Below are 12,689 nucleotides of genomic sequence, written 5' to 3'. Positions count from 1 at the left end.
TTCCTCCAATTACATACGGTTATCGTGCCAGAAATTCACTGGGAAGTGATTCTCTTCATGGTATGCCTCAAATTCATAACCTTTTTCTTTTAGACCCTTTAAAATTGCTGGCACAGCAGCAACTGATTGCGGGTGAATGTCATGCATTAAAATGACTTCTTGCGGTTTTGTTGCACCAGCTAATACATTTTGAGCGATTTGCGCTGCCGCTGCATCAACTGGCACTTTATTGTATTTCCAGTCTAAAGAGTCAATTGTCCAGTCCCACACTTTTAAACCATCCTCAACTACTTTATTTCGGAGACCTTCATTTAAACCAGGCATCGATCCGTATGGAGGACGTGTTAATTTAGGGGCTTTCCCAATAATATTTGCGATTAAGCCTTGATCTTCTTTCATTTCATTAACATACTCGCCATTTTTATATAACTTCGCAAAATTGTGTGTCATACTATGCATTCCAACATAATGTCCTTCTACATTTTCACGTTTTACTAAATCAGGAAACTGTTTCACATTCGCACCAATTAAAAAGAATGTCGCCTTCGCATCATGCTGTTTTAACATATTCAATAATTCAGCCGTATATTTTCCTGGCCCATCATCAAATGTAAGGTAAGCAACTTTTCTTTCCTGTCCATTAAAACGACTTGGTGCCGTTTTATTCATTTCAACTTTCGGTTGTTCACTTGCAAGCTGTATTACATTTTCTTGTTTCGCAACAGCTTTTGCTGGTGAAGTAATAGATTGAAACATGAAATACCCAATAGCTACTGCTGCAATCGCTATTAAAACGACTACTACTCGTTTAATATTAAAAGCTTTTTCCATTCTATCGATTCCCTCTCCCTATTAATCTTATATATAAATCACCCAATATAATTATACATCTATTTATTCTTATTACACCATATAAACTTTATATAAATTATAGTGGGAGTTTTATCAAAATTGTTGTTCCTGCCTCAACAAACTCTTTATTCTTTTCATACCAATTCTTGATTGCACTATGTACAACTTTCAAGAAGATTTGTTTTAACCTGTTTGATCTTCCATCAATTCAATTCGCTTTCAATTTGTAATGAGATGAATCTATTTTCTCTACTTTAGGAGTTAATTACCAATTATTCTCCTCTAGTATATCGTACAATTACACCTTTTGTTTATATAAATTTAAATGATTTGAATGTAGACTTGAAAAAACTAGTAGCTTTTCTACTAAAAAAACAAATAAAGCAATCCATTTCCATAAAAAAAGATTGGCTGAGGCCAACCTTTTTTTATACTTATTCATTTCGAGTTGGTTTTGGTGTAACACCTAAATGCTCATTTAACTTATTCGAAATATCTTTCACATTTTTTTCGTTTGGAATGTAATAATAAATACCACCAATACGTTTATCCGTTCCTTCTATTTGCATCTTTTCCATTTGCAAATCTGATCCTGCCATATTTTTCGTAATAGCAAGCATATCATCAAACGTTAAGTTTGTTTTCATATTTTTATCAACTGCATCAAGTAGAGAGCCCATTTTACTAATAGATTGAACAGACATTGCTTTTTTCGCAATTGCTTCAATTACAAGTTGTTGTCTTTGACCACGCATTGCATCACTGTCAATTTTACGCGTTCTCGCAAGTGCAAGTGCTTGTTCTCCATTTAAATGTTGGTAACCTTTTTCTAAATGGATCATACCTGCTTGGTCTTTACTATCTTGTTCAGTGAAAGCAACCGGTACATCAATATCAATACCACCAATTGAATCTACAATTTGTACAAATGACTCGAAGTTAAACTTCACATAATAATCAACTGGAACATTTAAAAATCGTTCCACTGTATCTCGTGTACTTTCAACACCACCAAATACGTGTGCGTGTGTAATTTTATCTAATTTTTTTCTAGATGGAATATAAACACGTGAATCACGTGGAATACTTACTAATTTAACTGACTTATCATCTTTATTAATTGTCGCTAATAAAAGTGCATCTGTCCGAACTGCTTCGCCGTATTGGCTTTTTCTCATTTCACTTCCATCTACACCCATGATTAATATTGAAATGTTATCCTTTAAAGGTTCAACTTCTTTATCACGCTTTGATGACTTATCAATTTTTGCATACGCATCACTTACAACAGCTTTTGCTTTGTTATATATAAACGATCCATATCCTACTCCTCCAAAAATAAGTAGGAAAAATGGAATTAAAATGAACCATTTTAATGACTTTCTTTTAGAACGTTTTTTATTACTTCTCGTGTTTTGTTCTAATTCAGAGCTCATACCCATTCGCCTCTCTTTCTCTTTCCCTAGTATAATGTAAGTCTATTAATCTTCATATTGAATTTCCTTTCAATTACCTTACAATTTTGTAAGGTTACTTCATGAATCCAACATGTATTCCATTTCACATTATACTCTTGTGCTTATTTTTGGCAAGTCACTATTTATCAACTTAAAAAACCCAACACTTCGGAACATTCGAATTTACAGAATTATCATTCTTTTATTTGAGGTAGTAAGATTTTCACCTCACAATTTAGTAGGAATAAAGAGTCAAGTTTGTGCCGTAAAATTTTGATTGGTGATGACTAATAATCAGTGAGAGATAAATCCCCCACTGATTAAAGTTTCACTTTATTATTTCTCATTTGGTGTGTATATTATTTGCTTCCCATTATTATTAATTAAAGCTGACTTTGCTTTTATTTTCGTTTGTTCTATTTCCACATCATCATTAGAGAAATTCACAATGATTTTAATGTTTTTTCCATATGAAGCAGATTGTACTAACTTATCTTCTGACAAATATGCAAAGTTCGTCATTTCTTCTTTTACTGCCTTTTCATGAACTTCATTCCAACCTTTCAGATGCTCTGTAATTTCTTTTTTATGCTTATTCCACTCTACTTCATCTAAATGGTACAAAGGAGGAACATTATACAATAACTCATACAACATACGATTTCCTACCTCATCTTTTACTTTCAAACTTCCCCATTCCCAGTGATGCGTTGTAATAACGGAATCATTATATACTAATTTATATAACGGTACCGAATATACCGGATTTAAATATACTTGTTTATATTCTTCTTTCAACGGTACTTGTTTTGCATATTTTTCAGGAACATTTTGATTTGGTGACCAATACCCACCGACATAATACGGGCTTGTTTTATTTTTCCTCATATCTTCATCGTCCCACTTAATAACTGGTGTTTCAATGCCATGAGCAAATGCAATCGTACTACTCGCAAAATCATTTCCGCCCTCTGAGCCAACTACCATACCTTTTTCTTGTGCAATATAATCCATTCGTTTTAATCGTGCTTTTAAATCTTGTTCTTGTGTCGTTACATGTTTTGTTGAATAATCATCATAAATTTCGCCCGTCGCGTCACAATCAATAAACCATGAATTATATTTAGGGCCATTTTGTAATATATCGTTCATTCGTTCTTTTACACTAGGAAGTGATAATGTCGGATTTAATTTTCGGCCTCTCCCTAAAAACCCTTGCACTTTCTCTCCATTTTTCTTCGTTACAGTACCCTCTTCATATAACGATGGATCATTAAAGGACGCTGTGTTCCAATTTTTATCACCTTTTTCATGAATGGAATGATAAGAATCATACGGACCAACTAAATATCCCATTTTCTTAGCTTCTGTAACAAAATTAGGTTGCATATATCCTTGTTCCCAGTTCGGTAGACCAATCCACGCCTTTTCTATCCCGGCCTCTTTCATTTCCTTTAGTATATCCGTTCCATCTGCATTACCCCATTTACTTACTTCTTCAACCGCATCACCGAGTACTGACTTTAGTAAATGTTTATTTAAGCTATACAGCTCTGTCTTCGATAAGTGATCTACACCTTTCTTTAATAACACACTAGCTTCCTGATCAACTTTCGGGAAAATATCCTCTTTATACAATTCCTTCATTGATAATGCTTCGTTTACATAACGCAAAATAACATTTTTTTGATACTTATCAATGAAATCTTGTTTACTTACTTGTTCAAATACATTCAGTTCCCCAGGCTCTGAACTATTCTTTTGAATAAGCTCTTTTATATGGCTAAACAGCGGACTATTTATTTGCTCCCTTAGCTTTGGCCAAATTACATTACTTTCTGATAAACCATTTTGATTCCAAAAATAAAAATGACCTGCACCGTAAAGTTTTTCAATTTCTTTATTTTTTCTTGCCTTTTCTTGTAATGTTTTAAATTCACCTTTTTCAATAATATTGTCCTTGTATAGTTTTGCGATACTTACTGCATCATTATTTGTCACATATAATTGAAAGCCATATGTTTTATTTTTATTTATACTCGGGAATTCATGTGTAAAATCAAACCCTATTTTCGGATCTGAATGAAATTTCAATTCATTATTAAACATATTATTCGCAATATATACGATCGAATATTTAGAACCATTTAATGCAAAAAACTTCATAGAAAATGATTCAGCAAATGAATATGCATCATCCTTTAAAAACTTCTTCCAATTCTCATCATTACTTGGAATTTGCTTACCTTCCCATAACGGAAGTGTATAATTTTCAGCTTGTACTTTCGGCCATGTAAAACTTTCTGCACCAGTCGATTCCACTTCAATATTTAAGTGATCTTTTTTCTTTTCTAAGTTTACTTTTACTTTTTGATCTGTATATTCCCACGATGTGCGATCCTTGTCTTTTTTTAAATTCGACACCTTCATTTTCGGTAACGGTTGCGATGCCTGTTCCTTTACACCACCATGTTCTACAGTTAACGTGAAAGTCTCTGGATTTACATCGTAAGTAAAATCTTTATACGTCGCTTTCTTTATTTTAGACTCTTGTAAAGCATTATTACCTTTTACATCACACCCGACTAAAGTCGAAAATGACATAGTAGTAAGAAGACATATTGCTATCATTTTTTTCATCTTCTGCACCTCCACCACTGAATATACAGGAGCTTTGTTACAGGAATGTGGCAAAAAATAATAGGGCCTGCCCCAAAAGCCGAACTTTGAAATGGAGTCATGTTCTTATTGGGTAAATTTGCAACAGTACATGAAATTATATCGAACACAAATAATAAGAGAGGGCCGTCCAATTTTTTTTGGACGACCCTCTTCAAAGTGTAAAAATAAGTTCATTTTTACTAATTATGAGTTCAAACAAATCAAAATTTTAACAAGCTTTCCTTAACTGAAAAAGTAACTGTATATAATATATCCTAAAACTAGCACTAAAATTAATATCCCTGTACCTTTCCAATTCATACCACCTGTCATATCAACAGAGCTACCTGATTCCGCCCTGTTGAGTCCATCATTCAAAGAACCGGTAGGATTATTTTTCAATTCACTTTGTCTCATACTCTCTCTTTTTTCTTCTGGTGACTCTTTTGAACTCATATAATCACCTCTAAAATTAATATTCATTTTATATTCTCTTTCTAAAATATTATTACTCCCAAAAAATCCTAGTTAAAATAAATTCCCCATAACTTAAAGAAAGCTAGCGATGCTAGCTTTCTTTATAATCCAATATGTTCTTCCTTATTTACAGTAATCCCTTTATGATCGATTTCAAGCTCACATACTTTCATAGCTGCAAATACTCTTGCTAATTGGTCAGCAATTTCTTGACGCTTCTCATACGGAGTTAAAATAAAAATGGATGGTCCCGCGCCACTAAGCGCTGTGCCATATGCTCCGAATTCTTTTGCACATTTACGAATTGATGGTAATAACGGTACAAGTTCTAAACGATATGGCTCGTGGAAATGATCTCTTTCCATCATTTCACCTACAACTTCCCACTCCTTTTGACATAACGCAGCTACTAATACGTTACTTATCGCACTAGCCTTAACCGCTTCATGAAACGGAAACATCTCTGGTAATACAGATCGACTTTCATCCGTATTTAGCTCTTCATTCGGAATAAGAGAAATTACGCCTAATTCCTTACTTTCAATCCTTACAACCGAAACATTCTTTCCATCCAGTGCTCCGATTACAGTTCCACCTAAAATAGAAGCAGCAACATTATCTGGATGTCCTTCAAAATTTGTAGCAATTTGGACCTTTTGATCAGTTGTTAAATGTAAATTTCCAAGTTGATTCGCAAGCTCTATTCCTGCTACAATCGCTGATGCACTACTTCCTAGCCCTCTTGTCAGCGGAATATTACTAGTAACTTCTATTATATGGGGTGATAAAGAAGGACATACTTTACATGCCGTGCTAACAATTAAATTTTTATCGTCTGTTGGAATTGAATCGTCAAAAGAATGTATCACTTGCCACTTATCAGCTTCTCCCTTTACACTCACTTCTAAATATAATGACAAAGCTATTCCAACAGAATCAAATCCAGGTCCAACATTCGCTGTACTAGCAGGAACACGAACTCTTAATGGTATCACGACATAATCACCCCTTTAATATGCTCTTTAATTTGTTCTATATCATTTGACACACTTGCAATATCAAATTTATTAGAAGAAATTGCGATATCAGGATCTTTTAAACCATTTCCAGTTAAAACTGCAACAACTGTTTCGCCTTTTTTGATTTTTCCAGATTGAACATGTTTAATTACGCCCGCTAATGAAGCATTCGATCCTGGCTCTGCGAAAACTCCTTCAGTTTTTGCTAACAATCTATACGCATGTAATATTTCTGCATCTGACACCATATCTATTTCACCATTAGACTGCTCGGCTGCCTCTACTGCATACGACCAACTTGCTGGATTACCGATGCGAATCGCTGTTGCAATCGTTTCAGGTGCCTCAATGACATGTCCTTTTACAATTGCCGCGGCTCCTTCCGCTTCAAAACCGTGAATTCTTGGCTTCTTATAGCCTTTTTCTTTCTCGTATTCACAGAACCCTTTCCAATACGCTGTAATATTCCCAGCATTTCCAACAGGGATAGCTAGAACATCTGGTGTGTTTTGCAACTGGTCACAAATTTCAAATGCCGCTGTTTTTTGCCCTTCAATTCGATAAGGATTCACTGAGTTTACTAATGTAATCGGCTCTTCTGCAGCAATATTTCTTACAGCTCTAAGTGCATCATCAAAATTCCCTTCTATTGAAATAATCTCCGCTCCATAAGCAACTGCTTGCGCTAATTTCCCATGCGCGATTTTCCCTTCTGGTATTACGATAATACATTTCATCCCGAGGCGTGCCGCATAAGCTGCAGCCGATGCCGATGTATTACCTGTAGATGCACAAATGATTGCCTCTGCCCCTTCTTCTTTCGCCTTTGCAACGGCCATTACCATACCACGATCTTTAAAAGAACCTGTTGGATTCGCTCCTTCATACTTTCCGTATAACTGAATCCCTAATTGTTTTGATATATTTAATAATGGAATAAGGGGCGTATTTCCTTCCATTAAGCTGACATCAGGTGTGTTTTCATTCACTGGTAAATAAGAAGCATACTGTTTTAATAGTCCTTTATACATATTGTTTTTCCTCCTCAATAATGTAGTAACTGTTTATTTCACTTGCGACATCTTCTATCGCCCCTAAAACTTGTTCGAATTGATATTTTGAAGTTCGATGCGTCACAACAACGACTTCTGCAAGCTCACGATTCAAAGGTAATTGAATTACCTCTTTTAAACTCACAGAATAATCAACGAAACATTCTGTTATTTTTTGTAACATTCCAGGCTCATCTCGTAATGAAATACGCAAAAAGTATTTCGAAACTACTTCTTCATCTCCTTGTAATTCATACGGCTCCGGTTCTTTTAATACACTTTTATTTTTCGGAACTTGATTCATATTTTTAACGATTGAAATAATGTCACTTACTACAGCAGAACCAGTTGGTAACTTCCCAGCTCCAGGTCCGTAAAACATCACTTCTCCTACTGCTTGACCGTGAACATACACCGCATTGAATTCATTATTCACATTCGATAGCGGATGATGACTTGGTAATAAAGTCGGTTCTACACTTAAGTGAATGGATGATCCTTGTTTTTCAGCTTTACCAATTAATTTCATAGTAAATCCTAATTTTTCGGCCATCTCTAAATCTTCTTTTTCAACCTTTCGAATACCTCTAACTTGAACATCATCTAAAGAAACATTCATCGAAAAACCTAAGTTAGCAAGAATTGCTACCTTTCTCGCAGCATCTAGCCCATCTACATCCGCTGTTGGATCGGATTCTGCGAAACCTAATTTTTGTGCCTCCTGTAAAGCCTCTTCATACGACCATCCATTTTGACTCATCTTTGTTAACATATAATTTGTTGTTCCATTTACGATTCCCATTATTTTTTCAATTTGATCTGACGCTAGCCCGTCTGTTAATCCTCTTAATATCGGAATCCCACCCGCTACACTTGCTTCATAACATAAATCACATTCATTTTTATTTGCCAGTTGCAAAAGCTCCGCACCGTATACGGCCATTAAATCTTTATTTGCTGTTACGACATGTTTCTTACTTTGTAAAGCCTTCACAATATGCTCTTTCGCTTCTTCAATTCCGCCCATTACCTCTACTACAATATCAATATTTGAATCATTTAGAACTTCATCAACATTACTTGTTACTACGATTCCATCAATGCAAACATCACGTTCTTTTTCCAAATCACGTACAACGACTGTCTTTACCTTTACTTCATATCCTGTATCAAGAGTGATTTTTTTATAATGTTCTTTCAAAATATGGACAACACCACTTCCGACAGTACCTAACCCTAATACCCCAACATTAATAACATTATTCATCTTCTAATCTCCTCCTAAAATTTTATTTTTTATCTCTATCAATCACCTTGCTCTGCCATTTTTTCATGCAGGTGGTGGTTATTTCCGTACGTACTAATCGTTTCATGTTACCGCACCTCCTTTCAAAGTAATAAAAAAAACACACTCATCCCTGGGAAAGGGACGAATGTGTTTTCGTGGTTCCACCCTTGTTCCAACCTAGACTTATTTTCTTCTAGATTGCTCAAGTTCAGATAACGGCTGATACCGTCAATAATTACTAGATTGCTCGTTCACTATTGAAGTTCAAAGGTGGTAAGATCATTTCTCGTGTTAGGAAGCTCACAGCCTTGGCTTCCCTCTCTGTAAACCGTAAAAATGATTTCATGTCCTTATCGTTACTTTTCCGTTCATATATATTTGTTAACTCATTATACTCGCATAAAAAACAAAATCAATACTATTTTTTAATTATTTTTAATTTTCAATCTAATAACTATAAAAAAACACACTCATCCCTAGGAAAGGGACGAATGTGTTTTCGTGGTTCCACCCTTGTTCCAACCCAGGCTTATTTCCTTCTAGGTTGCTCAAGTTCAGATAACGGCTGATACCGTCAATAATTACTAGATTACTCGTTCACTATTGAAGTTCAAAGGTGGTAAGATCATTTTTCGTGTTAGGAAGCTCACAGCCTTGGCTTCCCTCTCTGTAAACCGTAAAAATCATCTCATGTCCTTATCGTTACTTTTTCGTTCATGTCTATTTGTTAACTTATTATAGTTATGAAAATTTTAAAAAGCAAGCCTATTTTTATTTACTATTTTAAAGGAAATACATTATTATATTTTACAATAACAAATTATCTAAAACAAACTTATTCTCTGTCACATATATTCATCACAGACAAGCCAACAATATCCATATTAAAATTTCTTTCTAAAACAAAAAGAGTTTTACGCTTTAACACTATATTTATAAAGTGAATTTTTTGTACCTACTCAGCCATACATTTCATTTAGGAGTTTGGTAAGGAGTATTATTCCAGCGAAAATACGCCCCTTATTACCTATAGAAAGTTACTTTCACTTTTCAGCATATAGATTGCTGCCATGAAGATAAAAAATGGACCTACACCTTGCTACCTTCCTTTATTTTAAAACTTTGCGCGTGGCAGGAAAAGGCCCTGACCGCTCCTATACATAGCCAGTCCCTCTCGACCATTAAAAAAGTGCTTTTCTGTCGGTTTTTCATAGAATGACTGAGTAGTTACAATTGTTCAATACAATCTTTTCGTATAACTTTCTTCTAAAGAGCGCGCAACATCCTCTTCTGAAGCATTCACTTTCGCATGCTCCATTAACATTTTCGCTGCTGAAGGTAGCTCTGTTGTATTTAACCATGACTCTGGATCCCACATTTTTGAACGAATAAAAGCTTTTGCACAATGAATATAGCATTCTTCTATTTCAACAACAATTCCAAGTAACGGATTACGTCCCTTCGCCTGCATTTCTTTCAAAATTTCTTCATCGTTTGTAATATATGCTTTACCGTTTATTCGGAGTGTTTCCCCAAGACCAGGAATAAAAAAGATTAACCCTACGTGCGGATTTGAAATAATATTTAAAATTGAATCTATACGACGATTACCCGGCCTTTCTGGAATGATAATTTTATTTTTATTTAATACATATACAAATCCAGGTGCGTCTCCTCTCGGCGAAGCATCACATTCTCCGAATTTATTTGCAGTAGATAATACTAGAAAAGGAGATTTAGACAGAAAATCTACACAATGATGATCAAGTGATGAAATAACTTTTTTCAAAGCACGTTCACTTGGTTGCCCCAATATTTGTCGTAATTCTTCCTCAGTTGAAATTATTGATTTTATTTCCTTACTCTCTCTCTTCACTTATAATCACTCCTTTTTCTTTATTTTCCCAAAATTCAATACAAATATTGTATAATAAAATTTGCAGAAAGGGGAATTAAAATGACAGAGTGGTTAACAATATTTGATCCTGAAAGAAATACACTTGGAAAGAAATTACGTGATGAAGTGCATCGTGACGGTGATTGGCACGAAACATTTCATTGCTGGTTTGTAGAAAAAGATGCTGAGGATATGTTCTTATATTTCCAATTACGCTCTAAAAATAAAAAAGAAGCTCCGGGTATATGGGATATTACATCCGCTGGACACATTATGCATGATGAAGATGTACAAATCGGTGGCCTACGTGAAATTGAAGAAGAATTGGGGCTTTCCTTTCAAACGACTGATTTAGCATACAACGGAATCTTTAAAATAGATTATGAAATTTCAAATCTTACTGATCGCGAGTTTTGTCATATGTATTTTCACAATGTCGTCAATCCGCTTCCATTCGCACCAGGTGAAGAAGTAGACGATGTGATGAAAGTACATGCAACTTCATTTCTACAACTATTTAAAAAAGATATTTCATCTTTAACGGCTATTTCTGTTTTAAACAGTAAGCCTATAACGATAACATTTGAAGATATTTATCCATATGACCTTGAATACTATGAATTTGTTGTAGAACAAGGAAAAGAATTGCTAAAAAATAATAGTTTATAAAAACAATAGGACTCCCAGTTTAAATTACTCGGGAGTCCTTTTTTATTATTGCTCAAGTATCTTCAACCTTTTCTCTACCCGCATAAATAAGCGAATGATTAACAACAGCATGACAGCCACAATCACTGCTGTTGTATGGGGATATCTAAACAATATACTAATAGCACTTCCAATTAACATCATAATGTATCCATTTTGTTTCATCACTGCCGTACTATACCTGTTACCAGCAGCCCATAACTCTTTATTTTTCATAGATCGTTTCGTCCGGTAACCATATGCTGTGTTTATATCTGTTGGTGGATTCTTTTGAAGAACAAGTGCGGCAAGTATAAATATAATACCAATCAATATGCTCATTCCTATGTTTACTAGTGCATACATCAACTATATCCCCTCTTAACTTACACTTTTATTATACTATACAACCTCACACGTTCCAATTATTAACATTTCTATTTCCTCTCTTTAGATGTCTGGAACATGCTTGGAAGTGTTACAAAACGTGCTCCTTTCGTTTTTAACTGCGGAATGATTTTGTCTAGCGAATCTACAGACCCTTGCAAATGTCCACCTGGAGTCGAATGTTGAAGTATGACACTACCTGGAAATGAATTCCCTAACACATTATTTGTAATCGTATCAGCACTTACCCCTTTCCAATCAACTGTATCAACACTCCACTGTACAATCATAAAATTTTGCTCTGTTGCCCACTTCAATTGATTTTCAAGTATTTCACCATATGGTGGACGAATAAATTTCGGTGCATAACCAGCTAAACGATTTAATATTTCTTCCGTTTTTATAATTTGATTATGGTACTCAGCCTCATTTACTTTCGCTAAATTCGGATGGCTATACGTATGATTACCAATTACATGCCCTTCATTCGCGATACGCTTTACTACATTCGGAAACTTTTCTGCATTTTCACCAAGCAAGAAGAATGTAGCTTTCACATTATGTTGTTTTAACTTATCTAAAATTTTTGGAGTAAATACTAAATCTGGTCCATCATCAAATGTAAGAGCTACTTCTGCTTTATTGTATGGTCCTGAAAATGCATACGCATATTTTTCGACCCATGAAAATGGTGTCCATGACCCTCGATCCTCTTCTTTCATTTGGGCTTCATAATTTTGAGGAACATGTAATGCGTATGGCAATGCGTTTATATAGTCTCCATAATAAAATGAATGATATGGCATATAAGCATACGAAATATTACGTTCTGTCCCCAACTGAAATGGAACGAACATTTCTGGCGCATAAAAATAATACATGATAAAAACCTCCCTAAAATTTCATATGTGA

General features: G+C 34.7%; 11 protein-coding genes and 2 other annotated features. Of the genes, 1 reads left to right on the top strand and 10 read right to left on the bottom strand.

The genetic code is table 11. The features are described from left to right. Positions 1-9: 9 nt before the first annotated feature. The 8 genes from NSQ47_RS04355 to NSQ47_RS04320 all read right to left on the bottom strand — a co-directional run bounded on the left by NSQ47_RS04355 (position 10) and on the right by NSQ47_RS04320 (position 10,682). The gene (locus tag NSQ47_RS04355; RefSeq protein ID WP_341036236.1) at positions 10-831 is read right to left on the bottom strand and encodes a peptidoglycan-N-acetylglucosamine deacetylase; all 822 of its coding nucleotides are present in this window, start codon (positions 829-831) and stop codon (positions 10-12) included. Between the two features lie 455 nt (positions 832-1,286). Further along, complete coding sequence (locus tag NSQ47_RS04350) at positions 1,287-2,288, bottom strand: LCP family protein (RefSeq protein WP_341036234.1); 1,002 nt, start codon at positions 2,286-2,288, stop codon at positions 1,287-1,289. Positions 2,289-2,645: 357 nt separating this feature from the next. Then, positions 2,646-4,949, bottom strand: a complete 2,304-nt coding sequence (locus NSQ47_RS04345; protein ID WP_341036232.1) for a glycoside hydrolase — start codon at positions 4,947-4,949, stop codon at positions 2,646-2,648. 264 nt (positions 4,950-5,213) lie between these two features. Further along, the gene (locus NSQ47_RS04340; protein ID WP_341038206.1) at positions 5,214-5,426 is read right to left on the bottom strand and encodes a DUF6366 family protein; all 213 of its coding nucleotides are present in this window, start codon (positions 5,424-5,426) and stop codon (positions 5,214-5,216) included. 122 nt (positions 5,427-5,548) lie between these two features. Further along, entirely contained in the window at positions 5,549-6,442 is an 894-nt protein-coding gene (gene thrB, locus NSQ47_RS04335) for a homoserine kinase (protein WP_341036231.1), read from the bottom strand. After that, positions 6,439-7,497, bottom strand: coding sequence for a threonine synthase (thrC, locus tag NSQ47_RS04330; protein WP_341036229.1), 1,059 nt, complete (start codon positions 7,495-7,497; stop codon positions 6,439-6,441). The genes thrB and thrC overlap by 4 nt, the downstream gene beginning before the upstream one ends. Beyond that, entirely contained in the window at positions 7,490-8,785 is a 1,296-nt protein-coding gene (locus NSQ47_RS04325) for a homoserine dehydrogenase (protein ID WP_341036227.1), read from the bottom strand. The genes thrC and NSQ47_RS04325 overlap by 8 nt, the downstream gene beginning before the upstream one ends. A gap of 155 nt (positions 8,786-8,940) precedes the next feature. After that, positions 8,941-9,172, bottom strand: a binding site (T-box leader). 114 nt (positions 9,173-9,286) lie between these two features. Then, positions 9,287-9,518: a binding site (T-box leader), on the bottom strand. A 525-nt stretch (positions 9,519-10,043) separates the two neighbouring features. Further along, on the bottom strand, positions 10,044-10,682 hold the full coding sequence (locus tag NSQ47_RS04320; protein WP_341036225.1) for a pyridoxamine 5'-phosphate oxidase family protein: 639 nt from the start codon (positions 10,680-10,682) through the stop codon (positions 10,044-10,046). Positions 10,683-10,763: 81 nt separating this feature from the next. Here NSQ47_RS04320 and NSQ47_RS04315 point away from each other — a divergent pair, with 81 nt between their 5' ends. Beyond that, a complete protein-coding gene (locus NSQ47_RS04315; RefSeq protein ID WP_341036224.1) occupies positions 10,764-11,372 on the top strand; it encodes an NUDIX hydrolase in 609 nt (202 codons plus the stop codon). 45 nt (positions 11,373-11,417) lie between these two features. Here NSQ47_RS04315 and NSQ47_RS04310 read toward each other — a convergent pair whose 3' ends face one another. Beyond that, positions 11,418-11,756, bottom strand: coding sequence for an SdpI family protein (locus tag NSQ47_RS04310; protein WP_341036223.1), 339 nt, complete (start codon positions 11,754-11,756; stop codon positions 11,418-11,420). A 71-nt stretch (positions 11,757-11,827) separates the two neighbouring features. Further along, positions 11,828-12,658 carry a peptidoglycan-N-acetylglucosamine deacetylase gene (locus NSQ47_RS04305; RefSeq protein ID WP_002158259.1) on the bottom strand — a complete coding sequence of 277 codons (831 nt, stop codon included), beginning with the start codon at positions 12,656-12,658 and terminating at the stop codon, positions 11,828-11,830. Positions 12,659-12,689 lie beyond the last annotated feature (31 nt).

The sequence above is a fragment of the Bacillus sp. FSL R10-2780 genome, from assembly GCF_038006125.1.
GTDB lineage: Bacteria > Bacillota > Bacilli > Bacillales > Bacillaceae_G > Bacillus_A > Bacillus_A cereus_U.
Note: the sequence above shows the minus strand (reverse complement) of the source record. Positions and strands in the feature narration are given on the sequence as shown.